General features: G+C 69.6%; 24 protein-coding genes. 18 read left to right on the forward strand and 6 right to left on the reverse strand.

Translation table 11 applies throughout. From position 1 onward, the window contains the following. Positions 1 to 93 precede the first annotated feature (93 nt). Both Q0863_RS16105 and Q0863_RS16110 read left to right on the forward strand, forming a co-directional pair. A complete protein-coding gene (locus Q0863_RS16105) occupies positions 94 to 1,110 on the forward strand; it encodes a M15 family metallopeptidase (protein WP_298580805.1) in 1,017 nt (338 codons plus the stop codon). A 31-nt stretch (positions 1,111 to 1,141) separates the two neighbouring features. Beyond that, a complete protein-coding gene (locus tag Q0863_RS16110) occupies positions 1,142 to 1,957 on the forward strand; it encodes a hypothetical protein (protein WP_298580807.1) in 816 nt (271 codons plus the stop codon). A 117-nt stretch (positions 1,958 to 2,074) separates the two neighbouring features. Here the strand turns inward: Q0863_RS16110 and miaB are convergent, their stop codons facing one another. Beyond that, positions 2,075 to 3,496: a tRNA (N6-isopentenyl adenosine(37)-C2)-methylthiotransferase MiaB gene (gene miaB, locus Q0863_RS16115; RefSeq protein ID WP_298580810.1), complete on the reverse strand. Its 1,422-nt coding sequence runs from the start codon at positions 3,494 to 3,496 to the stop codon at positions 2,075 to 2,077. Positions 3,497 to 3,760: 264 nt separating this feature from the next. On the opposite strand from miaB, the gene Q0863_RS16120 reads away from it, so the two are divergent. The 6 genes from Q0863_RS16120 to Q0863_RS16145 all read left to right on the forward strand — a co-directional run bounded on the left by Q0863_RS16120 (position 3,761) and on the right by Q0863_RS16145 (position 9,142). Then, complete coding sequence (locus Q0863_RS16120; protein ID WP_298580813.1) at positions 3,761 to 4,708, forward strand: lytic transglycosylase domain-containing protein; 948 nt, start codon at positions 3,761 to 3,763, stop codon at positions 4,706 to 4,708. A gap of 528 nt (positions 4,709 to 5,236) precedes the next feature. Next, entirely contained in the window at positions 5,237 to 5,869 is a 633-nt protein-coding gene (gene petA / locus Q0863_RS16125) for a ubiquinol-cytochrome c reductase iron-sulfur subunit (protein WP_298580816.1), read from the forward strand. A 1-nt stretch (position 5,870) separates the two neighbouring features. Then, positions 5,871 to 7,130 carry a cytochrome bc complex cytochrome b subunit gene (locus Q0863_RS16130; RefSeq protein ID WP_298580819.1) on the forward strand — a complete coding sequence of 420 codons (1,260 nt, stop codon included), beginning with the start codon at positions 5,871 to 5,873 and terminating at the stop codon, positions 7,128 to 7,130. After that, complete coding sequence (locus tag Q0863_RS16135) at positions 7,123 to 7,869, forward strand: cytochrome c1 (protein WP_298580822.1); 747 nt, start codon at positions 7,123 to 7,125, stop codon at positions 7,867 to 7,869. The genes Q0863_RS16130 and Q0863_RS16135 overlap by 8 nt, the downstream gene beginning before the upstream one ends. A gap of 145 nt (positions 7,870 to 8,014) precedes the next feature. Further along, positions 8,015 to 8,650 (forward strand): glutathione S-transferase N-terminal domain-containing protein, encoded by a 636-nt coding sequence (locus Q0863_RS16140; RefSeq protein WP_298580825.1) that lies wholly within the window; start codon positions 8,015 to 8,017, stop codon positions 8,648 to 8,650. Between the two features lie 63 nt (positions 8,651 to 8,713). After that, entirely contained in the window at positions 8,714 to 9,142 is a 429-nt protein-coding gene (locus Q0863_RS16145; protein WP_298580828.1) for a ClpXP protease specificity-enhancing factor, read from the forward strand. A 69-nt stretch (positions 9,143 to 9,211) separates the two neighbouring features. Here the strand turns inward: Q0863_RS16145 and Q0863_RS16150 are convergent, their stop codons facing one another. From Q0863_RS16150 to Q0863_RS16160, 3 genes are all read right to left on the reverse strand, one after another. Beyond that, positions 9,212 to 9,547: a DUF3301 domain-containing protein gene (locus Q0863_RS16150; RefSeq protein WP_298580831.1), complete on the reverse strand. Its 336-nt coding sequence runs from the start codon at positions 9,545 to 9,547 to the stop codon at positions 9,212 to 9,214. Between the two features lie 125 nt (positions 9,548 to 9,672). Next, positions 9,673 to 10,539 carry a carboxylating nicotinate-nucleotide diphosphorylase gene (gene nadC, locus Q0863_RS16155; protein WP_298580834.1) on the reverse strand — a complete coding sequence of 289 codons (867 nt, stop codon included), beginning with the start codon at positions 10,537 to 10,539 and terminating at the stop codon, positions 9,673 to 9,675. A 93-nt stretch (positions 10,540 to 10,632) separates the two neighbouring features. After that, positions 10,633 to 10,917: a Trm112 family protein gene (locus tag Q0863_RS16160; RefSeq protein WP_298580837.1), complete on the reverse strand. Its 285-nt coding sequence runs from the start codon at positions 10,915 to 10,917 to the stop codon at positions 10,633 to 10,635. Positions 10,918 to 10,974: 57 nt separating this feature from the next. Between Q0863_RS16160 and purE the strand changes: the two genes are divergently transcribed. Next, positions 10,975 to 11,478, forward strand: coding sequence for a 5-(carboxyamino)imidazole ribonucleotide mutase (purE, locus tag Q0863_RS16165; RefSeq protein WP_298580840.1), 504 nt, complete (start codon positions 10,975 to 10,977; stop codon positions 11,476 to 11,478). Positions 11,479 to 11,485: 7 nt separating this feature from the next. Next, positions 11,486 to 12,637: a 5-(carboxyamino)imidazole ribonucleotide synthase gene (locus Q0863_RS16170; RefSeq protein ID WP_298580843.1), complete on the forward strand. Its 1,152-nt coding sequence runs from the start codon at positions 11,486 to 11,488 to the stop codon at positions 12,635 to 12,637. A 36-nt stretch (positions 12,638 to 12,673) separates the two neighbouring features. On the opposite strand, the gene Q0863_RS16175 is transcribed toward Q0863_RS16170, so the two are convergent. Next, on the reverse strand, positions 12,674 to 13,261 hold the full coding sequence (locus Q0863_RS16175; RefSeq protein WP_298580846.1) for a Fe-Mn family superoxide dismutase: 588 nt from the start codon (positions 13,259 to 13,261) through the stop codon (positions 12,674 to 12,676). Positions 13,262 to 13,368: 107 nt separating this feature from the next. Here Q0863_RS16175 and grxD point away from each other — a divergent pair, with 107 nt between their 5' ends. From grxD to ppnN, 5 genes are all read left to right on the forward strand, one after another. Next, the gene (gene grxD / locus Q0863_RS16180) at positions 13,369 to 13,689 is read left to right on the forward strand and encodes a Grx4 family monothiol glutaredoxin (protein ID WP_298580849.1); all 321 of its coding nucleotides are present in this window, start codon (positions 13,369 to 13,371) and stop codon (positions 13,687 to 13,689) included. A gap of 11 nt (positions 13,690 to 13,700) precedes the next feature. Next, the gene (locus tag Q0863_RS16185) at positions 13,701 to 14,402 is read left to right on the forward strand and encodes an SDR family NAD(P)-dependent oxidoreductase (RefSeq protein ID WP_298580853.1); all 702 of its coding nucleotides are present in this window, start codon (positions 13,701 to 13,703) and stop codon (positions 14,400 to 14,402) included. Then, positions 14,399 to 14,998 (forward strand): YhgN family NAAT transporter, encoded by a 600-nt coding sequence (locus Q0863_RS16190; RefSeq protein ID WP_298580856.1) that lies wholly within the window; start codon positions 14,399 to 14,401, stop codon positions 14,996 to 14,998. The genes Q0863_RS16185 and Q0863_RS16190 overlap by 4 nt, the downstream gene beginning before the upstream one ends. Before the next feature lie 233 nt (positions 14,999 to 15,231). Continuing rightward, positions 15,232 to 18,405: a TonB-dependent receptor gene (locus tag Q0863_RS16195; RefSeq protein ID WP_298580859.1), complete on the forward strand. Its 3,174-nt coding sequence runs from the start codon at positions 15,232 to 15,234 to the stop codon at positions 18,403 to 18,405. A gap of 102 nt (positions 18,406 to 18,507) precedes the next feature. Further along, positions 18,508 to 19,902, forward strand: coding sequence for a nucleotide 5'-monophosphate nucleosidase PpnN (gene ppnN / locus Q0863_RS16200; RefSeq protein ID WP_298580862.1), 1,395 nt, complete (start codon positions 18,508 to 18,510; stop codon positions 19,900 to 19,902). A 69-nt stretch (positions 19,903 to 19,971) separates the two neighbouring features. On the opposite strand, the gene Q0863_RS16205 is transcribed toward ppnN, so the two are convergent. Then, positions 19,972 to 21,006 carry a histidine kinase gene (locus Q0863_RS16205; protein ID WP_298580865.1) on the reverse strand — a complete coding sequence of 345 codons (1,035 nt, stop codon included), beginning with the start codon at positions 21,004 to 21,006 and terminating at the stop codon, positions 19,972 to 19,974. A 142-nt stretch (positions 21,007 to 21,148) separates the two neighbouring features. On the opposite strand from Q0863_RS16205, the gene Q0863_RS16210 reads away from it, so the two are divergent. The 3 genes from Q0863_RS16210 to Q0863_RS16220 are packed head-to-tail and all read left to right on the forward strand — an operon-like array spanning position 21,149 to position 22,982. Continuing rightward, a complete protein-coding gene (locus Q0863_RS16210; RefSeq protein ID WP_298580868.1) occupies positions 21,149 to 21,679 on the forward strand; it encodes a GspH/FimT family pseudopilin in 531 nt (176 codons plus the stop codon). A gap of 53 nt (positions 21,680 to 21,732) precedes the next feature. Then, entirely contained in the window at positions 21,733 to 22,143 is a 411-nt protein-coding gene (locus tag Q0863_RS16215; RefSeq protein ID WP_298580871.1) for a type IV pilus modification protein PilV, read from the forward strand. A 23-nt stretch (positions 22,144 to 22,166) separates the two neighbouring features. After that, entirely contained in the window at positions 22,167 to 22,982 is an 816-nt protein-coding gene (locus tag Q0863_RS16220; protein ID WP_298580874.1) for a prepilin-type N-terminal cleavage/methylation domain-containing protein, read from the forward strand. Positions 22,983 to 23,006: the final 24 nt, after the last annotated feature.

The raw sequence follows: 23,006 nt of genomic DNA on the forward strand, positions 1-23,006 counted from the left end.
TCGGCCCCAGCTGCCGCGACGTGGCACGCGCCGCTAGCCTGCTGTCGGCGACGTCCATCGCGGGCGCGGCATTCGGGATCAGGGAGGCGCACGATGACCACCGGCAGCGACCATGGCATCGACTCGACCAGCAGCCTGTCCGTTTCGGACGCGCTGGCGAGCCTGGTCGACACCGCAGCCAGCCGGCGCGAACAGGAGATCCGCACCGGGCTGGCGAGCCATCCGCAGGCGCTGCAGGCGCTCGACCGGCTGGCCGCGAACCTCGACTGCTACGTGTTGAGCGACGCGCAGCGGGTCCAGGCGCTGGACGATTTCATGGCCGCGCCCAACGCCGCCACGGCCGCCTGGGTGGAGGGCCGCATCGCGCAGACGCTGGGCGTGGATCCGGCGCGCGCACACACGCTGGTCTCGCCCGACGCGGGCACCCTGACCATCGCCGGACAGACCTTCTCCATCGACCGCGGCGCCCTGATCGACGCCGACGGCCGGACCGCCGGCACGATCACCAACGATGGCGTGGTGCAGCTGGAAGGCGAACCCGGCACGCGCAACGTCTACACCGACCTGGGTGCGCGCGTGCAGCTGCGCGAGACCGTCGACGGCGAGCTGGAGACCCTGCTCGACCTGCATCCGGCCGACCGTCGCGGCCGGCTGGACGATGCCAACGTCAATCGGGACTTCGCCGACCGGGTGAAGGACACCCTGGTGCGCACCCGCCAGGAAGGGCTCGCGATGCAGATGGACCTGGTCTACCGGACCGTGGCCCAGCAGGACGCGCTGTACGCGCAGGGCCGTACCGAGCCGGGAAACCGGGTGACCGGCGCGCGCGGCGGTCACTCCTGGCACAACTACGGGCTCGGCGCCGACGTCGTCATCAGTACGCCGCAGGGACAGCCGTCCTGGCCGGACGACGGCAACTGGACGCGCTACGGCGAGATCGCCGAAAGCCAGGACCTGACCTGGGGCGGGCGCTGGCGCAATCCCGACCGCCCGCATGTCGAATACCACCCCGGTTTCGGCGCCAGCGATGCCGGCGACTTCATCGGCGTGCATCGTCGCGATGGGCTGGAAGGCGTCTGGGACCGCATGGGGATCGGCCAGCAGCCGTGAGCCCCCACGCGATCTGCCACACTCGCGCCGCATGACGCACTTCCTTCCGCATCGAGCCGATGCCCGCGCATCGTGCCTGCACGTCGTCGCCGGCTGCGTGCTGGCGGCAGCGCTCGCCGCATGCACGGCCTCGGGCAATGGCGAGCGCGCGGTGCCGCAGTCCGGCCCCGCCGGGGTGCCTGTCCAGCAGGCCGACACGCAGCAGGCCGTTGGACAGCAGGCCGGCGCGCAGCTCGTCGATCCGCGACCGCTGCAGGGGGCGGGCGCGGTCGCGTTCCATCCCGCGCAGCCGACGTTGGCGTGGGCGGCCGGGGAGGAGGTGCGCCTGCGTGCGCTCGACCGCGATGCCGGCCAGACGCGCCTGCCGGTCGGCAGCTGGGTGTCCGACCTCGGCTTCTCCCCCGACGACGCGCTCTGGGTCATCGCCGATGTGCCGCAGCTGTGGCGCGATGGCGCGTGGGCGTGCAGCGCGCAAGGCGTGGAGGCCGACCGCCTGCTCGCGGTCGACGACGCAGGCGCCGTGGTGGCCGCCTACTCGCATTCGGACGGCGTCGGCATGCTGCGACGGCAGGTCTGGCTCGACCGGCAGTGCGCGGTGGTGGAGGAACGTATCGAGCGCCTGCCGGCCAACGTCACCGACGCGCACTCCGATCGCGGCGCGCCGCTGGGTCGCGCATCGCTGCAGCCGCTGCGCCCGGACCCGGACGATCTGGCGGCCCGGCTTGCCAGCGTTGGCCTGCCTGCTGGCGCCGGCGTGAAGCAGGCCGTGCTGGTGTCGCCCGATCGCCGCTGGTGGGTGCTCGACGGCGCCCAGGGCCGCACCCTGTGGCGGCTCGATCCGCCCTGAGCGGCGCACGTCCGCTGGATCGTCCGTCGCGCGCGGCAGGGCATCCGGCCAACCGGCCTGTGCGGTCTCCCTGTGCGGCCTCTGCGCGGACTGCCTGTTGCGCAGGCGGCGTTGCGGCTAGACCTCGTCCGCGCTGCCAGCCACGCGCCCGCGCAGCGAATTGCTCATCGCGGCCGTGATCACGACATCCACGAACCGGCCGACCAGCCGCGGCGGCGCCGGGAAGTTCACCGAGCGCATGTTCTCGGTCTTGCCGGTCAGTTCCTCGGCGCTGCGGCGCGAGGGCCCTTCCACCAGCACGCGCTGCACGCTGCCGACCATCGCCTGCGAGATGCGGGCGGCATTGGCGTTGATCGCCGCCTGCAGCCGCGACAGCCGCGCATGCTTGACCTGGTCGGAGACATCGTCCGGCAGGTCGGCCGCCGGCGTGCCCGGGCGGCGCGAGTAGATGAACGAGAACGACTGGTCGAAGCCGACGTCCTCGATCAGCTTCATCGTCTTCTCGAAATCGGCGTCGGTCTCGCCGGGAAAGCCGACGATGAAATCCGAGCTGATGGAGATGTCCGGGCGCACCTCGCGCAGCCGGCGCAGCTTCTGCTTGAACTCCAGCGCGGTGTAGCCGCGCTTCATCGCCGCCAGGATGCGGTCGCTGCCCGACTGCACCGGCAGGTGCAGGTAGTTGGCCAGCTGCGGCACGTCGCGGTAGGCCTCCACCAGGGAATCGCTGAACTCGAGCGGGTGCGAAGTGGTGAAGCGGATGCGGTCGATGCCGTCGATCTGCGCGATGGTGCGGATCAGCAGGCCGAGGTCGGCCAGCTCGTCGCTGCCCTCCATCGCGCCGCGGTAGGCGTTGACGTTCTGGCCGAGCAGGTTGACCTCGCGCACGCCCTGGCCGGCCAGTTGCACGACTTCCACCAGCACGTCCTCGAACGGCCGGCTGATCTCAGTGCCGCGGGTGTAGGGCACCACGCAGAAGCTGCAGTACTTCGAGCAGCCCTCCATGATCGAGACGAAGGCGCTCGGGCCTTCGGCGCGCGGCTCGGGCAGGCGGTCGAACTTCTCGATCTCGGGGAAGCTGATGTCCACCTGCGGCCGCTTGAGTTCGCGGCGGGCGCGGATCAGCTCGGGCAGCCGGTGCAGGGTCTGCGGCCCGAACACCAGGTCGACGTAGGGGGCGCGCTTGACGATCGCCTCGCCCTCCTGCGAGGCCACGCAGCCGCCGACGCCGATGATCACGTCGCGGCCGCCGGCCTTGAGCCGGCTTTCCTTGAGCACGCGCCAGCGGCCGAGCTGGCTGAACACCTTCTCCTGCGCCTTCTCGCGGATCGAGCAGGTATTGACCAGCACCACGTCGGCTTCCTCGACGTTGGTGGTCAGCTCCAGGCCGTCGCTGGCGGCCAGCACGTCGGCCATGCGCGCCGAGTCGTACTCGTTCATCTGGCAGCCGTGGGTCTGGATGAAGAGCTTGCCGCGCGCGGCGCCCGGGGCGGCGGCGGGGAGGGCGTCGGTCGTATCCGGGAGGACGGGCAGTTCGATCATGGCGTTTCCGGGGGCGCGGCGGGGATTCCGGGCCGGATGGCGGTGGGAGCGGGCGGCCGCCCGGCCGTCCGGGACGTCGCGGCGGATCGGTCTGCCGGGGCAGGCCGGTCGCGGCGTCCGGGCGCGCTGATGGGCAGCGACCCCAGGGGCGCGACAGTGTAGGCGCTCGCGGGCCAGGCCGTTTGCCGCGTCCGCTTTCGAAACCGTGCGCCGTTTAACAATCAAGGACTTGGCAGACGGGCGGCAAGAGTGGACACTGCGCGCATGAAAGGGGGGCGGGGACTGATCGCGATCGTCGGGCTGGCGCTGTTGGCGCCGGCCTCTTCGGCGTGGGCGGGCACCATCTACCGCTGCGACACCAGCGACGGGACCCGCAGCTATGTCAGCAAGCGGGTCAAGGGCGCGGCCTGCGTGGCGGTGAGCAACTACCGCAGCGCGCCGTCGCGACCCGCGGCCCGGCCTGCCGCAGCGCCCGGCGCGGGCAGCGCGTCCCCGGCCAGCCGCGTGGCCGGCTCGCCCGCGACGATCCACAACAACCCGCCGGCCAGTTTCATGGGCGGGAGCGGCGCGGCGCCTGCCGCGGCGGCGCGCCCGGTCGCGGTCGCTTCGACGGCGCCGGCGCAGTCCACGCGCCGGCTGCAGCAGGGCCAAGTGTATTCCTACGTCAAGGACGGCGTGCGCCACTACACCAGCCAGCGCCCCCGCGGCGCGGGCGCCAGCGCGGTGCGCACGATCAACTACAGCTTCTTCGAGACCTGCTACGCCTGCGCTCCGCTGCCGGGCGTGAACTTCGGCAACGTGCGCCTGAACACCTCGGCCTTCGCCTCCGAGGTGCGGTCGGCGGCCGCCGAATTCGGCGTCGAGGAGGCGATCGTGCGCGCGATCATGCATGCCGAATCGGCCTTCAATCCCAATGCGCTCTCGCGCGCCGGTGCGCAGGGGCTGATGCAGCTGATGCCGGCCACCGCGCGCCGCTTCGGCGTCACCAATGCCTACGACCCGGGCCAGAACATCCGCGGCGGGGTCGAGTACCTGGCCTGGCTGCTCAAGCGCTTCAATGGCGACCTGACCCTGGCCGCGGCCGGCTACAACGCCGGCGAAGGCGCGGTCGACCGGCACAAGGGCGTCCCGCCCTACAGCGAGACCCAGCGCTACGTCGTGCGCGTCGCGCAGCTGGCCGAACGCTACCGCGGGCACGTCGCCGCCCGGTAAGCCGCGTCGCTGGGTCCCGTCGCTGACGGTGGGCATGTCCGCGGATCCGTGCGGCCGACGGGTCACCCTCCGCGAGTTTGCGGCTCCCGGATCGAACGCGCTGCGCCGACTTCGTACCCGGCCGGTCCTGCGTGCCCGTGCACGCGGGCAGTGATGCGTGGCAGGCAGATCGCTGCGCGACAAGGGCACGCGCCGCGATCGCACGTTGCCCCGCCCCCCCGCGCACCGGCCGCCACGCTCCATCGGCCTGGCTGCGTGCGCGAACCCGGGCTTTACCGCGCCGCGCCCGGCAAGCCCGCGCGCAGTACCACCACGCGGGCTCCGCGGGCGTGTCGCGACGCTTACGGCGAACCCCGGCAAACGGCTGATCGGCAAGGGAAAGCAGTGGTCACGGATGGGCAGGCGTTGTCGCCGCATTCAGCGTTCCGCTACACTTCGGCGTTCTTTGCGCGTCCGCCTCCGGGGACGGGGCGCACGCGGCAGCCACATTCAGAAATCAGCTACCTAAGCAGTTTCGCGGAGAGCCGGATGGCCAACGAAGCGGTATTCGACCCCGAAGACGGGGCGCCCGACCACCAGGGCCGGCGCAGATTCCTGACCGCCACCACGGCGGCGGTCGGCGCGGTAGGGGCCGGTTTCGCGGCCGTGCCGTTCATCAAGTCCTGGAACCCCAGTGCCCGCGCCCAGCTCGCCGGCGCGCCGGTGACGGTGGACATCAGCGCCCTGCAGGACGGCCAGCGCCTGATCGTGGAGTGGCGCGGCCAGCCGATCTGGATCGTCAGGCGCTCCAGCGCGATCCTGGCGGCGCTGCCGACGCTCGATGGCGAGCTGCGCGATCCGAATTCGGAGAACGCCGACCAGCAGCCTGGCTACATCCAGCAGGAAAGCCCGCAGCTGCGCTCGTTCAAGCCGGAGATCTCCGTGCTGGTGGGCCTGTGCACGCACTTGGGCTGCTCGCCGGAGATGGTGGCCGAGATCCGTCCGGCCCCGTTCGACCCGGAGTGGAAGGGCGGCTATTTCTGCCCCTGCCACAAGTCGAAGTTCGACATGGCCGGCCGCGTCTACCAGGGCGTGCCTGCGCCGACCAACCTCGTGGTGCCGCCGCACCATTTCGCGGACGACAACACCATCGTCGTCGGCGTCGATCCGGGAGCGGCATGACATGGCCAACATGATCCAACGCACCACCAATGGCCTGCTGGACTGGTTCACCCTGCGTGCGCCGGGCTTCTCGCCGTTCTACCGCAAGCACATGTCGGAGTACTACGCTCCGAAGAACTTCAACATCTGGTACATCTTCGGCGTCCTGTCGATCGTGGTGCTGGTCAACCAGATCCTGACCGGCATCTTCCTGACGATGCACTTCAAACCGAGCGCGGCGGAAGCCTTCTCCTCGGTCGAGTACATCATGCGCGACGTGGAGTGGGGCTGGCTGATCCGGTACATGCACAGCACCGGCGCCTCGCTGTTCTTCATCGTGGTCTACATCCACATGTTCCGCGGCCTGATGTACGGCTCGTACCAGAAGCCGCGCGAGCTGGTGTGGATCCTGGGCATGCTGATCTACCTGGTGCTGATGGCCGAGGCCTTCCTGGGCTACGTGCTGCCCTGGGGCCAGATGTCGTTCTGGGGCGCCAAGGTGATCATCTCGCTGTTCGGCGCGATCCCGGTGATCGGCAACGGCCTGACCGAGTGGATCATGGGCGACTACCTGCCTTCCGATGCCACCCTCAACCGCTTCTTCGCCCTGCACGTCATCGCGCTGCCGCTGGTGCTGCTGCTGCTGGTGGTGCTGCACCTGGGCGCGCTGCACGAGGTCGGGTCGAACAACCCCGACGGCGTGGAGATCAAGAAGGGGCCGAAGGGCAACCGCTGGTCCAAGCTCGCCCCGGCCGACGGCATCCCGTTCCACCCCTACTACACGGTCAAGGACAGCTTCTACGTCTGCTTCTTCCTGATCGTGGCGGCCTTCATCATCTTCTTCGCCCCGGCGTTCGGCGGCTGGTTCCTCGAACACGACAACTTCACCGAGGCCAACCGCCTGGTGACGCCCGCGCACATCAAGCCGGTGTGGTACTACACCCCGTACTACGCGATGTTGCGCGTGGTGCCGCACAAGCTGTCGGGCGTGCTGGTGATGTTCGGCGCGATCGCCATCCTGTTCGCGGTGCCGTGGCTGGACCGCGCCAAGGTCAAGTCCTACCGTTACCGCGGGCTGCTGTCGAAGGTGCTGCTGGGCCTGTTCGCGATCAGCTTCATCTGGCTGGGCAAGATCGGCGCCGGCCCGGGTACGGATCCGGTCGAGACCATCGTCGGCCGGTTCCTGACCGCCTTCTACTTCCTGTTCTTCCTGACCATGCCGCTGTGGACGAGTTGGGACAAGACCAAGCCGGTGCCGGATCGGGTGACGACGCATGACTAAGACCTTCATCACCCGCGTCGCGGCGTTCGCCGGCGCGATGCTGCTGTCGTTCTCCGCGCTGGCCGCGGGGGGCGGCGACCTCCAGCACGCGGGCACCGACCTGAGCGACCGTGCGTCGCTGCAGCGCGGCTCGCAGCTGTTCATGAACTACTGCGCGGGCTGCCACTCGCTCAAGTACCTGCGCTACTCGCGCATGGCCGAGGACCTGGGCCTGAGCGAGGAGGAGGTGATGTCCAACCTCAACCTCACCGGCGCCAAGTTCGGCGAACACATCGTCTCGGCGATGCCGGCCGAACAGGCGAGCCGCTGGTTCGGGCAGGTCCCGCCGGACCTGAGCCTGGTGAGCCGGGTGCGCGGCAGCGACTGGGTCTACACCTACATGAAGTCGTTCTACCTGGACGAAACGCGCCCGCTTGGCTGGAACAACACCCTGTTCCCCAACGCCTCCATGCCCAATCCGTTCTGGAAGCAGCAGGGCCTGCAGCACGCCGTCTATGCCGAGCAGGCGGAGGGCGGTGGCGACCCGGTGGTCGAGCGGCTGGAAATCTCCTCGCCGGGCACCCAGAGTGCGGCCGAGTTCGACCAGACCGTGCGCGACCTCACCGCCTTCCTCGAGTACGCCGGCGAGCCGGCCGCGCTCAAGCGCCAGGGGTTGGGCGTGTGGGTGATCCTGTTCCTGTCGTTCCTCACGCTGCTGGCCTGGCTGATGAAGAACGAGTACTGGAGGGACGTGCACTAATCCGGCGATGCGGCGCGGGCGGCGCGGTCCGGCAGTGGCGGATCGCGGTGGCCTGGCATCGTGCGGGGCGAAGACCGGGTGACCCCCTGCGACGGGCAGGCGGCACCATGCGGCCGGCGGATTCCGGCCGCGGGAGAAGCCGTTGATGGCAGCGAGTCCACGTATGCGCAATGCAATGACCCTGTTTTCGTCCGTCGACGATGTGCTGTGCCATCGGGTGCGGCTGGTCCTGGCCGCCAAGGGCGTCACCTACGACCTGATCCCCGTCGACGCGCAGAACCCGCCGCCCGACCTGATCGACCTCAATCCCTACCACTCGGTGCCGACCCTGGTCGAGCGCGACCAGGTGCTGTACGCGGCCAGCGTGGTCAGCGAATACCTCGACGAGCGCTATCCGCATCCGCCGCTGATGCCGGTCGATCCGCTCTCTCGCGCGCGCCTGCGTCTGGCGATGCTGCGCCTGGAGCATGACTGGGTGCCGCAGGTGCAGGCGATCCAGTTCGGCGGCCGGCAGCAGGCCGAGGCGGGGCGCAAGCGGCTGAAGGAACTGCTCACCGCCTCGATCCCGCTGTTCAAGGCCAGCAAGTTCTTCCTCAACCCCGAGATGAGCCTGGCCGACTGTGCGATGGCGCCGATCATCTGGCGCCTGCCGGCGCTGGACGTGCCGCTGCCCAAGGACGGCAAGGTGATCGAGGACTACGGCAACCGCATCTTCCGCAACCCGGGTTTCGCGCGCAGCCTCACCCCGCAGGAAAAGCACCTGCGCGAACTGCCCGACTGACGGAGGCAGGGCTGGAGCGCGGCCTTGCCCGCACGCCCCCAGGCCCTGATCCGGATCCCCTCGATGTCCGACTCCCCCGCCACCATGACCAGCCATCGCCCGTACCTGTTGCGGGCGCTGTACGAGTGGATCGCCGACAACGGCATGACCCCGCACATCCTGGTCGACGCGCAACTGCCGGGCGTGCGCGTACCGCCGCATACCGTCAAGGAAGGCCGGGTGGTGCTCAACATCGCCGACCGCGCCGTGGCCAAGCTCGAGCTCGACAACGAGGCGGTGCGTTTCACCGCGCGTTTCGGCGGCGTCAGCCATCCGGTCGTGGTGCCGGTGAGCGCCGTGCTGGCGATCTATGCGCGCGAGACCGGGCAGGGCATGGCCCTGCCGGAGGACACCGGCAACACCGCGCCGCCCGACGACGAACCCACGCCCCCGGACGATACGCCGGGCGAGGACGTGCCCAGGCGCGGCGCGCATCTGCGGGTAATCAAGTAGCGGTGGCACCTGCCTGCCGGGTCCGGCGGGCATCCAGGCGCAACGGGTTCGCCCGCGCCGCCGCGCGTGTCAGTGCAACGCGACCACCTGGGTCGCCCGCGCGGGTCCGCTGAAGCCGACCAGCTCATCGCCGTGCAGCACCAGGCGCCCGACGTGGCGTTGCTCGCCGTCTTCCGAGTACTCGAAGCGGAAGCTGCGCTCCAGGCCGAGCCGCCCGTTCGCGTGCCGGCGCAGGCGCAGGCCGCTGGCGTGCACGCTCTGGTCGAGCCAGATCACCCCGGCCGCCTGGCAGGCGCCGCGGCCGACGATCGCGGCACGTTCGGCCGCGGCACGGGCGGAGTTCCACCACGCATAGCCGGCGGCACCGGCAATCATCAGCGCGATCAGGGCAGGGAAGTCGGGCATGGCGGCAATGTGGCGCCGCGACGGACCGATTGCAATCGTCGATCCGCAGGCGGGTGTGGCAGGTCGCTGGCAATCGGCGCCGTGCGCGGGCGCGGCCACGGCGCGGGTACGGATCCGCCGCCGGATCAGGCGGGCGGCGGGCCGAGCTTGAGCGACAGGTCGATCGCGTGCAGATGCTTGGTCAGCCCGCCGATCGAGATGCAGTCCACGCCGTCGAGCGCGATCGCGCGCACGCCGTCCAGGTCGACGCCGCCGGACACCTCCAGCGGGATCCTCCCGTCGTGGGGGGCGCCATGGGCGATCCGGACCGCCTCGCGGCGGCTCGCGGCATCGAAGTCGTCGATCAGGATGCGGTCGCAGCCGGCGACGAGCGCTTCGCGCAGCTGGTCGAGCGTTTCCACCTCGACGATCAGTGGCAGGGCGGGCTGCGCGGCGCGTGCGGCGGCGATCGCGGCGGCGACGGAGCCGAACGCGCGGACGTGGTTTTCCTTGAGCATCACCGCGTCGTACAGGCCCATGCGGTGGTTGTCCCCGCCGCCGGTGCGCACCGCGTACTTCTGCGCCGCGCGCAGGCCGGGCAGGGTCTTGCGGGTGTCGAGGATGCGCGTGCCGGTCCCGTGCACGGCGGCCACGTAAGCCGCGGTGGCGGTGGCGGTGCCGCACAGCGTCTGCAGGAAGTTGAGCGAGGCGCGTTCGGCGCTGACCAGGGCGCGCGCCCGGCCGTGCAGGACGGCCAGGACGGTGCCGGCGGCGACGCGGTCGCCCTCGGCGACGCGCCAGTCGATGCGCACGCCCGGATCAAGCGCGCGGTGGCAGGCGTCGAACCAGGGTCTTCCGCAGACCACCGCGTCCTCCTTGCACAGCAGGTAGGCCTGGTCGGGCGCATCGGGCAGCAGCGCGGCGGTGACGTCGCCGCCGCCCAGGTCCTCGGACAGCGCGCGGGCGACGTCCGCCTCGATGCTGTCGGGTTCGGAAAGGTCAGTGGCGATCATGGCGCTCCGCACGGCTGGAATGGGAAGGCCCGGGCCCGGCGCGGCGACGGCTGCGCGATCGCACGTCGCCAGCGGGGCAATGCCAGGCCGGCGTCAGGCGTGCGACCTGTCGGCCTTCGGGAAATCCGCGACCTGCCCGGTGGGGATCGCTTCCTCGGCCAGCAGCACCGGGATGCCGTCGTCGATGCGGTAAACCAGCTTGCGATCGTGCGTCACCAGCGCTTCGCGCAGCGGCGTGGACTGCGCGGAGTCGTCGGCGCGACGCAGGGCGCCGTCGGCCGCCGCGGCGTTGATCGCGGCCAGGCCGGCCGGGTCGAGCAGGGCCAGCGGTTGCCGGCTGACGGGGCAGACGAGGAGGTCGAGCAGCTTGCGGTCCATGGCGGGAAGGCGATCGGATGAACCGCTAGAATACGTCTTTAGGTCCGGGGACACCGAATGTCCGCTTCTCCTGCAAGCCCGCTGGTCGGGGTGGTGATGGGTTCGCGCTCCGACTGGGAGACCATGCAGCACGCCGTGCAGAAGCTCGAAGCGCTGGGCGTCGCCCATGAGGTGCGCGTGGTGTCCGCGCACCGCACCCCCGACGTGCTGTTCGATTACGCCGCCACGGCGCAGGCGCGCGGCCTGCGCGCGATCATCGCCGGCGCCGGCGGCGCGGCGCACCTGCCGGGCATGCTCGCGGCCAAGACCGCGGTGCCAGTGCTGGGCGTGCCGGTGCAGAGCCGCGCGCTGAACGGGCTCGATTCGCTGCTGTCGATCGTGCAGATGCCCGCCGGCGTGCCGGTGGCGACGTTCGCGATCGGCCAGGCCGGTGCCGCCAATGCCGCGCTGTTCGCCGCCGCGATGCTCGCGCACGGGCAGCCGGAGGTCGCGGCTGCCCTGGCCGACTTCCGCCAGCGCCAGACCGACGAGGTCACCGGCGCCGACGACCCGCGCCGGTGAGCGGCCGATGACGACGGTCGGCATCCTCGGCGGCGGACAGCTCGCGCGCATGCTGGCGCTGGCGGGCGCGCCGCTGGGCCTGCGCTTCCTGGTGATGGACACCGTCGCCGATGCCTGCGCCGGCCAGTGCGCGCCGCTGGTGGTGGGCGACTATCGCGACGAGGCCGCGCTGGCCGGATTCGCCTCGCGCATCGACGTGGCGACCTTCGATTTCGAGAACGTGCCCGCCGCCAGCGCCGAATGGCTGGCGCAGCGGGTGCACGTGCATCCCGGGCCGCGAGCGCTGGCGTCGGCGCAGGACCGGCTGGTGGAAAAGTCCCTGTTCCGCGAACTCGACATCCCGGTGCCCGATTTCATGCCGGTCGAGACGCGCGAAGGACTCGATGCGGCGGTCGCGCAGGTTGGCGTTCCGGGCATCCTCAAGACGCGGCGACTGGGCTACGACGGCAAGGGCCAGTTCCGGATCCGCTCGCTGGACGATGTCGAGGCGGCCTGGCAGGCGCTGGGCGCGCAGGCGCAGACGGTGGGCCTGATCCTCGAGGCGTTCGTGCCGTTCGAGCGCGAGCTGAGCGTGGTCGCCGTGCGCGGTCGCGATGGCGAGTTCCGCACCTGGCCGCTCACCGAGAACTGGCACGTCGACGGCGTGCTGTCCGCGAGCCTGGCCCCTGCGGCTTGCGAGCCCGGGCTCGCCGCGCAGGCGCACGCGTATGCGCGCGCGCTGGCCGAGCGCCTGGACTACGTGGGCGTGTTCGCGCTGGAGCTGTTCTGCCGCGACGGCGTGCTGCTGGCCAACGAGATGGCGCCGCGCGTGCACAACTCGGGGCACTGGACCATCGAGGGCGCGGAAACCTCGCAGTTCCAGAACCACCTGCGCGCCGTGCTCGGATGGCCGCTGGGCGAGACCCGCGCGCTGGGCCACGCCTGCATGCTCAACTGGATCGGCTCGATGCCGGAGGCCGACGCGGTGCTGCGCCAGCCCGGTGGCCACTGGCACGACTACGGCAAGCAGCCGCGCGAAGGCCGCAAGGTCGGCCACGCCACGCTGCGCGCGGACGATGCCGGCGAACTGGCGCGGAGCCTGCGGGCCACGGGTGAGGCGCTGGGACGGCAGGCGCAGGTGGCGCCGGTACTGCGGGCGCTCGGGGCGACGGACGCCTGAGGGCCGGGCGGCGCATGTCGCCGGCCGACGCCCGGGTCAACGCATCCGCGCGCCCACCGCCTTCCAGTCCAGCAGAGCCCAGAACGCGGCCAGGTGCCGGCTGCGCGCGTCCGGCCGTTCATCGGGCAGGGCGTGCGGCCACAGGCAGCAGGCCAGCAGCGGTGTGTCGGCACCGGTGAGGGGCGTGCCCGATCGTGGCGTGGCGAGGATCGCCAGACGACGGTCGCCGCGCTGCACCAGCCACAGCCAGCCCGGCCCGGACAGCCGCGATGCCGCCTCGGCGAAGCACTCGCGCATCCGCTTGAGGTCGCCGAACGACTGCGCGATCGACTCGGCCAGCGGGCCACGCGGCTCGTCCTGGTGGCCGGCGTCCGGCGGCCGCAGCGCCGACCAGTAGAAATCCTCGGCCCAGGCCTGGGCCGCATGCGCGGCCAGCGCCCCGCGCGCCTCGCGGGCCAGGTCGTCGAGCGCCGGTGGATCTCCGGCCGACGCCTCGCCCAGCAGCGCATTGAGTGCGTCGATCCCTGCCTGCTGCGCGGACCGGTGCCGCACCACGACCTCGGCCGGGAGGTGGGGCTCGAACGCGGTCGGTTCGCGGGGCAGCGGATGCGGCTGGATCGGCATGGCGGGTCCGGTTGACGGGGCGGAGCGGGAAAGCGCGGCATACAATACGCAAAACCTATTTTCCGGGGGCGCGCCGTCGCGGCACGCCGCCGCACAGGAGTTGCGTGATGACGCCGCTGGACCGCATCAAGGCCGAAGTCAAAAACCATCCCGTGGTGCTGTTCATGAAGGGCACTCCGCAGTTCCCGATGTGCGGCTTTTCCAGTCGCACGGTCGAAGTGCTCAAGGCCGCCGGCGCGACCGGCATCCACACGGTGAACGTGCTGGCCGACCCGGAAGTCCGCGCCAACCTGCCGCGCTTTTCCAACTGGCCGACGTTCCCGCAGCTGTTCATCCACGGCGAGCTGATCGGCGGCTGCGACATCACGCTGGAACTGCACGAGAGCGGCGAGCTGGCGCGGATGATCGCGGAAGTCCAGAAGGCGTGAGCGAGGGCGCCATGACGACGCCGGGCCGCGCGCTGGAAGGCCGGGCGATCCTGGTCACCGGCGCCTACGGCGGACTGGGTCGCGCCGTCGCGCTGGCCTGTGCGCAGGCGGGCGCCACCGCGGTCCTGCTCGGCCGCAAGTCGCGCAGGCTCGAACAGGTGGCCGACGCCATCGAGAAGGCCGGTGGCGACGCGCTGCTGTACCCGCTCGACCTGGAAGGCGCCGTGCCCGACGACTACGCCGAACTGGCCGCGCGGCTGGGCGAGCGCCCCGGCCGGCTCGACGGCGTGGTCCATTGCGCGGCCGAGTTCGCCGGGCTCACGCCCCTCGAACACACCGATCCTGCCGCCTTCGCGCGCGCCCTGCACGTCGACCTGACCGCGCGCTGGTGGCTCAGCCAGGCCTGCCTGCCGCTGCTGCGCGCCTCCGACGCGGCCACGCTGGTGTTCGCGATCGATTCCGCGCCGTGCGCGGCGCCGGCCTACTGGGGCGGTTACGGCATCGCCCAGCACGGCCTGGAGGCGCTGGTGGCGATGCTCGACGCGGAAACCGCCTCCACGCCGCTGCGGGTGCGCGCGCTGCGCCCCGGGCCGATGCGCACGCCGCTGCGCGCCCGCGCCTACGCCGCCGAGGACGACCGCCTGGCGCGCGACCCGGCGCACTTCGCCGCCGAGTGCATCGCGTTGCTCGCCGCGCCGGGCACGCCCCGATGACCATCCTCCAGGCCGCGCTGCTGCTGTTCCTGATCCTGGATCCACTGGGCAACATCCCGGTGTTCCTGAGCATGCTGCGCCGGCTCGAACCGCAGCGCCAGCGCATCGTGCTGGCGCGCGAACTGCTGATCGCGCTGGCGGTGCTGATGCTGTTCCTGTGGGCCGGCAAGTACGCGCTGGAGGCCATGCACCTGCGCCAGGAGTCGGTGGCGATCGCCGGCGGCATCGTCCTGTTCCTGATCGGCCTGCGCATGATCTTCCCGCCGCCCGAAGGGCTGATGGGGGAGATCCCCGGTGGGGAACCCTTCATCGTGCCGATGGCGATCCCGCTGGTGGCCGGCCCGTCCGGCATGGCAGCGGTGATGCTGATGGGCAGCAAGGAACCCGACCGCCTGGGCGAGTGGAGCCTGGCGCTGTTCGTGGCCTGGGCCGCGACCGCGGCCATCCTGTTCTCGGCCACGTCGCTGTACCGGCTGCTCGGTGCGCGCGCGCTGACCGCGATCGAGCGCCTGATGGGAATGCTGCTGGTCGCCATCTCCGTGCAGATGCTGCTGGACGGACTGGCCGGGTACTTCCGGCTTTCCTTCCCGGGCTGATGTTGCATAGCAACAACAAGCACTTGGGGCCGCTATCTGGACTTGGCATGAAATCCAGCCCGGTCAAGCACTTCCGCGACTTTGACAGCTGTCTTTTTGCTGTCATGTGCAACCGTTAACGTGTTAATCTGAAGTTAACCGGAAGTCGCTCCACGGCCTGCCCAGACGCAGGCGCATGTGGGTGCGCGTTCCGGTGTCCCGCCATCACGACCACCCCGCATCGAGGCAAACCCATGACCCACCGCAACCGCATCCGACTGTCGAAGCTGTCGATCGGTCTGATCGCTGCGCTCGCCGCAGCCCCCGTATTCGCGCAGAGCACCTCCGCCGGCGTCGGCGGCACGGTGACCGACAACAGTGGCCAGCCCGTCGCGGGCGCGGAAGTGGTCATCACCCACGTCGAATCCGGCACCGTCAGCCGCGCCACCACAGATGCCAGCGGCCGCTACAACGCCCGCGGCCTGCGCGTGGGTGGCCCGTACGAGATCACGATCACCAAGGCCGGTGCCGGCACCCGGACCGAGGACAACGTCTACCTGTCCCTGAACCAGGTCAACGCGATCAACACCACGCTGACCGGCGACGTGTCGACCCTGCAGACCGTCTCGGTGGTCGGCGTGGCCGGCTCTGCCGTGTTCAGTGCGGAAAACAAGGGCGTCGGCACCTCGATCGGCGGCCGCCAGCTCGAAATCATGCCCCAGGGCAGCCGCTCGCTCGACGACGTCGCGCGCCTCGATCCGCGGGTCTCGGTGACCGACCAGGCCAGCGGCGCGATCTCGGTCGCGGGCATGAACAACCGCTACAACACCATCTCCGTCGATGGTCTCTCGCAGGGCGACCCCTTCGGCCTGAACGGCAACGGCATGCCGTATACCGGCAGCCCGATCTCGGTCGACACGATCGAGGCCTATGACATCAAGGTCTCCGACTACGACGTCGCCTCCGACACGGTCGGCGCGGCGGTCAACGCCGTGACCAAGTCCGGCACCAATGAATTCCACGGCTCGGTCTACTACGTCTACAAGAACGCCAAGGACATGGTCGGCAGCCGCGATGGCGAGGATTACGACCTGTTCGGCCGCGACCGGACCATGGGCGTGACGGTCGGCGGGCCGATCGTGAAGGATAAGCTGTTCTTCTTCGCCTCGTACGAGGAGCAGGAAATCACCGATTTCGGCGGCGTGTCCGCTGCCGATGGCGTGAGCAACGGCTTCGTCACCTCCGATGAAGTCCAGGAAGCGATCGCTACCGCCCAGGCGCTCGGCCTGCAGCCGGGCACCTACGGTTCGACCGGCGTCAACCTCGACAACAAGCGTTACCTGGTGAAGCTCGACTGGAACATCAGCGACTACCACCGCGCCAGCCTGACCTACCAGCAGACCGAGGAATTCCGCCCGTCGCCGTACGATGCGTTCCCGGAAAACGTGGTGCTGTCGAGCCACTGGTACAACATCGACAACATCACCAAAAACACCTCGCTGCAGCTGTTCAGCGACTGGACCGAGAACTTCTCGACCGAGATCAAGCTGAGCCACCAGAAGTTCGACCAGGTCAACGGCAACCCGGTCGACCAGCCTGAAGTCGAGATCGAGACCGCGAACGGTGGTTCGATCTTCATCGGCGAGGACAACAACCGCCACGAGAACCAGATCAACACCGAGCGCTACACGCTGTCGGCCTTCGGTACGTACTACACCGAGAACCACACCATCAAGGGCGGTTTCGACTACCTGCGCCACGACGTGTTCAACCTCTACGGCCGCGACCTGCACGGCTCGTACGTGTTCACCAGCCTCGAAGACTTCGCGAACGGCGATTACGACGTGTACAACCTGCGCCGCCCGTCGGCCGGCTACACCGAGGCCGACACCGCCGCCGCGCTGGTGTACAGCCAGTTCAGCCCGTTCCTGCAGGACACCTGGCAGGTCAACGACAAGCTGTCGCTGACCTACGGCGTGCGCGTCAACATCCCGCGCGCCGACAAGGCGCCGGTCCGGACCCCGGGCTTCGAGGAGGCGTTCGGCTTCCCGAACGACTACAAGCTGGGCTCGGACAACAAGGTCGTGATGCCGCGCATCTCGTTCAACTACATGTTCGACACCGAGCGTTACTCGCAGCTGCGCGGCGGCGCCGGCGTGTTCCAGAGCATCCCGCCGTTCGTGTGGCTGGCCAATCCGTACCAGAACAACGGCGTGACTTCGCTGTCGTACCGCTCGTTCGATCCGGACAGCGCCGCGTTCAGCCCCGACCCGTACAACCAGAACGTGCCCGCCGGTGGCCGCCCGACCTATCAGATCGACTCCATCGATCCGGACTTCAAGCTGCCCACCGTCTACAAGTTCAGCCTGGGCTACGACGCCGAGCTGCCGTGGATGGGCGTGATCGGCACGGTCGAACTGCAGCAGATCCAGGCCAAGGACGCGGTGTTCTACCAGGCCCTCAACCTCGGTCCCGCGCAGGGCACCCTGGCCGACGGGCGCCAGTACTTCTGGTGCGAGCTGGGCAGCACGAGCAGCAGCAACCGCACCTGCGGCGCCAACCGGGACTTCACCACCAACTCCACGGTGATGGGCAACACCAACAAGGGCTCGGCCACCTCGGTCACGTTCGCGCTGAACAAGCCGCTGTCCAACAACTGGTTCGGCAGCCTGAGCTACACCTTCACCGATGCCGAGGAAGTGGCTTCGGACGGCAGCTCGCAGGCCTGGTCCAGCTACCAGTACGTCTCGCGCGTGAACCCGAACCAGGAAATCGCCACGCGTGCCGGCCGCATGGTCCGCGATTCGATCAAGGCCACCCTGGGCTGGGAGAAGGCGCTGTTCGGTGACTACAAGACCAGCATTGCCGCCTACTACAACGGCCGCTCCGGCCTGCCGTACACCTGGACCGTCAACGGCGACACCAACGGCGACGGCATCTTCCAGGATCCGGCATACATCCCGCTGGTGAACGATCCGAACGTGAGCTACGGATCCGCCACTCCCGAGCAGATCGCGGCGTTCCACTCCTACATCGACCACAACCCGTACCTGGCCGCGCGCCGCGGCAGCATCGCCGACCGCAACGGCGACCGTTACCCGTGGGTGAACCAGCTCGACGTCAGCTTCCAGCAGGAAATGCCGGGCTTCTTCAAGGACCACAAGTCGGTGATCCGCCTCGACATCTACAACTTCCTCAACCTGCTCGACAGCGGCTGGGGCGAGACGATGGGCGAGACCTTCTCCGACAACACCCGGTACCTGGCCCGTCTGGCCGCGGTCAACGCCGATGGCACGTACACCTACAACCTCGGCTCGGCCAGCAGCCCGACCTGGGAGAGCCTGGTCCCGTACGATGCCAACAGCTCGTACCCGTCCCGCGTCGTGTCGCGCTGGTCGGCGATGCTGACCCTGCGTTACCAGTTCTAAGCAACACTCGATCCCTGGATCGGGAAACGGCCGGGGCAACCCGGCCGTTTCCGTTTGCGGGGGCGGCTGCGCTACAGTCGCCCGACTGACGAGAGAGCACGAATGGAACAAGCAAGAAGCGAAGCGGCAGCGACTTCCCTGCCGGTGGTCAGCGCCCGGATCTACCCGCGGGGGAGCCTGGACATCCTCTCGCGCGACGAGGTCGCGCGCCTCAAGGACGCCTCCAGCGGCGGCATGCACGAACTGCTGCGCCGCTGCGCGCTGGCGGTGCTGACCAGCGGCAGCGCCTCGGACGACCCGCGCGCCGCGCAGGAGCTGTATCCCAGCTTCGACATCCAGGTCCTGCAGCAGGACCGCGGCGTGCGCATCGAACTGATCAACGCCCCGGCCATGGCCTTCGTCGACGGACACATCATCCGCGGCGTGGCCGAACTGCTGTTCGCGGTGGTGCGCGACCTGGCCTGGACGGCGATCGAGCTGGGCCCGGAAATGGAGGCCGAACTGCAGACCTCCGCGGGCCTGACCAACGCGGTGTTCGGCCTGCTGCGCAACGCCCGCATCCTGCAGCCGGCTGACCCGAATCTGGTGGTCTGCTGGGGCGGCCATTCGATCGGCCGCGAGGAATACCAGTACACCAAGAACGTCGGCTACGAGCTGGGCCTGCGCGGCCTGGACATCTGCACCGGCTGCGGCCCGGGCGCGATGAAGGGGCCGATGAAGGGCGCCACCATCGCCCATGCCAAGCAGCGCCGCCGCCGCACCCGCTACATCGGCATCACCGAGCCGGGGATCATCGCAGCCGAGTCGCCGAACCCGATCGTCAACCACCTGGTGATCATGCCGGACATCGAGAAGCGCCTGGAAGCCTTCGTCCGGCTCGGCCACGGCATCATCGTGTTCCCGGGCGGCGTCGGCACGGCCGAGGAGATCCTGTACCTGCTCGGCATCCTGCTGCGCGAGGAAAACGCGGGCCTGCCGTTCCCCTTCATCCTCACCGGGCCCACCGCCGCGGCGCCGTATTTCGAGCAGATCGACCAGTTCATCCGGCTCACCCTGGGCGAAGCGGCGGCCAGGCGCTACGAGATCATCGTCGCCGACCCCGAGAAGGTGGCCCGGCGCATGGGCGAGGGCATCCGCGACGTGCGCGAATACCGCATCGCGCACAAGGACTCGTTCTACTTCAACTGGGGCCTGGACGTGCCGCTGGACTGCCAGCAGCCCTTCGTGCCCACCCACGAGGCCATGGCCGGACTCGACCTGCGCCACGGACGCCGCCCGCAGGACCTCGCAGCCGACCTGCGTCGCGCGTTCTCGGGCATCGTCGCCGGCAACGTCAAGGAGGACGGCATGCGCCGCGTGGAGCAGTACGGGCCGTTCCAGATCCGCGGCGACCAGGACATCATGCAGGCGCTCGACGCCCTGCTGCGTGCGTTCGTGCAGCAGCGCCGCATGAAGATCTCGGGCGAGTACCGGCCCTGCTACCAGGTGATCGCCTAGCGGCGTCCATGCTTGCAGCGCCGCTGCATTCCGCTGTCGCGCGCGGATCCGGCACGTGGCCGAGGACGGTCAGGTCCGCCGGGGCAGGGTCAGGGTGGCGACGTGTTCGCCATCGGCCTCGTGGATGTCGACGCCGCCCTCCCCGGCGGTGAAGACCTGGATGCGCGAACGCACCGCGTTCAGTCCGATCCCGTATCCGCCCGACGAGCGTTCGCCGCCCGCGGGCAGCGAGTTGCGCACGTCGATCGCGATCGACGTGGGGGTGCTGCGCAGCGACACGGCGACATGGCCGCCGCTGCGGCTGGGTTCGATGCCGTGCTTGATCGCGTTCTCGACCAGCGGCTGGATCGACAGCGGGGGAATCGCGACGTCATCCAGGGCGCCTGGCAGGGTGGGAACGTCCCACTGCACTTGCAGCCTGTCGCCGAAACGCAGGCGCTCGATCTCCAGGTAGCGCTGGGTCAGTGCCAGTTCCTCGGCCAGCGGCACCTGCTCGCGGCCCGAGATCGCCGCGCGGAACAGGTCCGACAGGTCCAGCAGCAGTTGCTCGGTCGCCTGCGGCCGCGCATGCACCAGCGCGATGCCCGTGTTGAGCGCGTTGAACAGGAAGTGCGGCCGGATCCGCGCCTGCAGCGCATCCACCTCCGCCTGCTTGGCCCGCACGGCCAGTTGGCGGGCGCCCCAGTAGTTGCGGTACGCGACCAGTCCGACGAGTCCGACGACCAGCGCGATCGCGAGCATTCTGACGACAAGCAGCATGGGGGACTGCCCGGGTTCCGGCAGGCTCGCGAACTCGAACACCTGCAGGGCCGCGGCCGCGACTGCCAGCGTCGTGAGAAGAAGCAGGCCGAGGCCGACCGGTGCCGATGCAAGCGGCGACAGGCGCACCAGGGCCGGCCTGAGCAGGTACAGCGCGCCTACGGTGCCGATCGCCACCCACTGGATGGCGAGCGAAGCCAGTCCGAACCGGACCAGCAGGCCCTCGTCGATGCCTGGCGCCAGGCTGATCACCAGGGCAAGCGCTTCGCCCGCCAGCAGCACGGCGATCAGCGCCGACGGCTGGAACAGGGCATGGAGCGGATGCTGGCGGGGGTCGGTCCCCATCCTGCGCGGTCCTGGTTCCCCCTTCTGCATCCGCAGATGATAGGGCCATGCCGCCGAAGCCGGCGAACCGGCCGCCCATCGGCTGCAGGTGGTCAAACCCCGGGCGCCGACCTAGCCTTTGCGTGGGATCAGGGGAGGAACCATGCCGAGTACGTCTGACAGGACGCCAGCGCCGCTGGCTCGGGGCTTCACCCTGGTCGAACTGATGGTCACCGTTGCGGTGGTGGGGATCCTGGCGACCGTCGCCGTCCCCAGCATGGTGGGCTTCGTGAACACCAGCCGCCTGGCGGGCGCGAGCGAAGAACTGACCGCCAGCCTCCAGCTGGCGAAATCCGAAGCCATCCGCCGGAACCGCGTGGTCACCGTGTGCGGCGGAACCGATGGCTCGGACGATTGCACCGGCTCCGCGTCCTGGGGCCAGGTGATCGTGAAACACGACGACGGCACGGGTGACGACCCGGCCGTGATCCGCCGGTTCGAGTTCCCGGGTGGGGTGGAGGTCGAGAGTTCGGTGGACGAGATCGTTTTCCGGCCGTCGGGCACCGTCGCTGCCCAGCAGACGCTGACGGCGTGCATTCCGGTCGCAAACCCGCCGCTCAACATCCGTGAGATCACGCTGATGGTGGGCGGGGGCGTGGCGACGGCCAAGAAGGGTGGAGGTGGATCGTGTTGAGGGCAGGATCGATGGGTCGGCGGCGTGGTTTCGCACTGCGCTCCCCGGCGTCCATGCGCGGAATCGGCCTCATCGAGGTCATGGTATCCGTACTCATCCTCGCGGTCGGGCTGCTTGGCGTCGCGGCCATGCAGGCGGTGGCACTGCGTGGTGGGCAGAGCTCGCTCGAAAGCACGCAGGCGGTCATCCAGACCAATGCCATCCTCGAGGCGATGCGGGTGAACCGGGCCACCGCGAACGCATTCAATACGGGTGCGATGCGCTGCACCGAGGCTGCGGGCGGCCACGCGATCGTCGAGGCCTGGCTCGAGGATCTCAAGACCTCGATCGGCACCGAGGACGACGAGACGACCTGTGGGCAGATCGCCGGCTGCCCGGACGCGTGCGTGATCACCGTCCGCTGGGACGATTCGCGGGCGGGCGGCGCAGGCCAGCGCGAAATCGTGACGGCAACGCAGCTATGAGCAGGGCAACCGGGACGTTCCACATGACAGGCAACAGACGGACAGGCGGCTTCAGCCTGGTCGAGCTCATGATCGCCATGGTGCTGGGCATCCTGGTCATGGGGGCGGCCTTCGCCGTGTTCATGTCCAACCAGAACACCTATCGCGCCAACGAAGGACTCAACCGGATCCAGGAGAGCGCACGCACGGCCGTGGAGCTGATGTCGCGCGACATCCGCGCCGCCGGCGGATCGGCCTGCTCCAACCTGGCGACGATGGAGACCAACGATACCGAATCGGTCCTGCTCGACCGCACGCCGGTATTCGGCGACGCAAACGAAGTCACCGTGGTCTCCGGCTCGGAGCTGGCATACGCCACCGAGGCATCGACCGCGAGCACGGTCACGATCGCCGAGGGCGAACTGGATGCCGCCGCCGACGCGTTCGATGTCGGTGACGTGGTGGTGCTATGCGATGCGCAGAAGACCTTCGTCGCGACGGTCACTGGTCTCGCGAACCGGACGGTGACCTTCTCGCCGTCGGCCACGTTCCACTATCCCGTGTCGGTGATGCTGGGCCGTTTCCGCAGCACGCGCTGGTTCGTAGGCGCTAATGTGCGTGGAAGCAACTCGCTCTTCGTCTCCCGTGCCGCGGGAGCGCAGGAGGAAGTGGCCGAGGGGGTGGAGGACGTGCAGTTCTCCTACCTCGTGGGTGGGGCCTACACCAATGCGCCTGCGAACTGGAACAACGTGGGCGCCGTGCGCATGGTGCTGACGCTGCAGGCCCAGAACACGGTAGAAGGCGAGACGCTGGAGCGCACCGTCACCAGTGTGGTCAACCTCCGGGACCGTTCCCTATGAATACCCGACATCAGACTTTCCGCG

The organism is uncultured Luteimonas sp. (genome assembly GCF_947492465.1).
Classification (GTDB): Bacteria; Pseudomonadota; Gammaproteobacteria; order Xanthomonadales; family Xanthomonadaceae; genus Luteimonas.

Excerpts from the sequence above, each read along its gene's own strand:
- Q0863_RS16105 (WP_298580805.1), top strand. The coding sequence starts at position 94 with ATGACCACCGGCAGCGACCATGGCATCGACTCGACCAGCAGCCTGTCC.
- Q0863_RS16110 (WP_298580807.1), top strand. The coding sequence starts at position 1,142 with ATGACGCACTTCCTTCCGCATCGAGCCGATGCCCGCGCATCGTGCCTG.
- miaB (WP_298580810.1), bottom strand. The coding sequence starts at position 3,496 with ATGATCGAACTGCCCGTCCTCCCGGATACGACCGACGCCCTCCCCGCC.
- Q0863_RS16120 (WP_298580813.1), top strand. The coding sequence starts at position 3,761 with ATGAAAGGGGGGCGGGGACTGATCGCGATCGTCGGGCTGGCGCTGTTG.
- petA (WP_298580816.1), top strand. The coding sequence starts at position 5,237 with ATGGCCAACGAAGCGGTATTCGACCCCGAAGACGGGGCGCCCGACCAC.
- Q0863_RS16130 (WP_298580819.1), top strand. The coding sequence starts at position 5,871 with ATGGCCAACATGATCCAACGCACCACCAATGGCCTGCTGGACTGGTTC.
- Q0863_RS16135 (WP_298580822.1), top strand. The coding sequence starts at position 7,123 with ATGACTAAGACCTTCATCACCCGCGTCGCGGCGTTCGCCGGCGCGATG.
- Q0863_RS16140 (WP_298580825.1), top strand. The coding sequence starts at position 8,015 with ATGGCAGCGAGTCCACGTATGCGCAATGCAATGACCCTGTTTTCGTCC.
- Q0863_RS16145 (WP_298580828.1), top strand. The coding sequence starts at position 8,714 with ATGTCCGACTCCCCCGCCACCATGACCAGCCATCGCCCGTACCTGTTG.
- Q0863_RS16150 (WP_298580831.1), bottom strand. The coding sequence starts at position 9,547 with ATGCCCGACTTCCCTGCCCTGATCGCGCTGATGATTGCCGGTGCCGCC.
- nadC (WP_298580834.1), bottom strand. The coding sequence starts at position 10,539 with ATGATCGCCACTGACCTTTCCGAACCCGACAGCATCGAGGCGGACGTC.
- Q0863_RS16160 (WP_298580837.1), bottom strand. The coding sequence starts at position 10,917 with ATGGACCGCAAGCTGCTCGACCTCCTCGTCTGCCCCGTCAGCCGGCAA.
- purE (WP_298580840.1), top strand. The coding sequence starts at position 10,975 with ATGTCCGCTTCTCCTGCAAGCCCGCTGGTCGGGGTGGTGATGGGTTCG.
- Q0863_RS16170 (WP_298580843.1), top strand. The coding sequence starts at position 11,486 with ATGACGACGGTCGGCATCCTCGGCGGCGGACAGCTCGCGCGCATGCTG.
- Q0863_RS16175 (WP_298580846.1), bottom strand. The coding sequence starts at position 13,261 with ATGCCGATCCAGCCGCATCCGCTGCCCCGCGAACCGACCGCGTTCGAG.
- grxD (WP_298580849.1), top strand. The coding sequence starts at position 13,369 with ATGACGCCGCTGGACCGCATCAAGGCCGAAGTCAAAAACCATCCCGTG.
- Q0863_RS16185 (WP_298580853.1), top strand. The coding sequence starts at position 13,701 with ATGACGACGCCGGGCCGCGCGCTGGAAGGCCGGGCGATCCTGGTCACC.
- Q0863_RS16190 (WP_298580856.1), top strand. The coding sequence starts at position 14,399 with ATGACCATCCTCCAGGCCGCGCTGCTGCTGTTCCTGATCCTGGATCCA.
- Q0863_RS16195 (WP_298580859.1), top strand. The coding sequence starts at position 15,232 with ATGACCCACCGCAACCGCATCCGACTGTCGAAGCTGTCGATCGGTCTG.
- ppnN (WP_298580862.1), top strand. The coding sequence starts at position 18,508 with ATGGAACAAGCAAGAAGCGAAGCGGCAGCGACTTCCCTGCCGGTGGTC.
- Q0863_RS16205 (WP_298580865.1), bottom strand. The coding sequence starts at position 21,006 with ATGGGGACCGACCCCCGCCAGCATCCGCTCCATGCCCTGTTCCAGCCG.
- Q0863_RS16210 (WP_298580868.1), top strand. The coding sequence starts at position 21,149 with ATGCCGAGTACGTCTGACAGGACGCCAGCGCCGCTGGCTCGGGGCTTC.
- Q0863_RS16215 (WP_298580871.1), top strand. The coding sequence starts at position 21,733 with ATGCGCGGAATCGGCCTCATCGAGGTCATGGTATCCGTACTCATCCTC.
- Q0863_RS16220 (WP_298580874.1), top strand. The coding sequence starts at position 22,167 with ATGACAGGCAACAGACGGACAGGCGGCTTCAGCCTGGTCGAGCTCATG.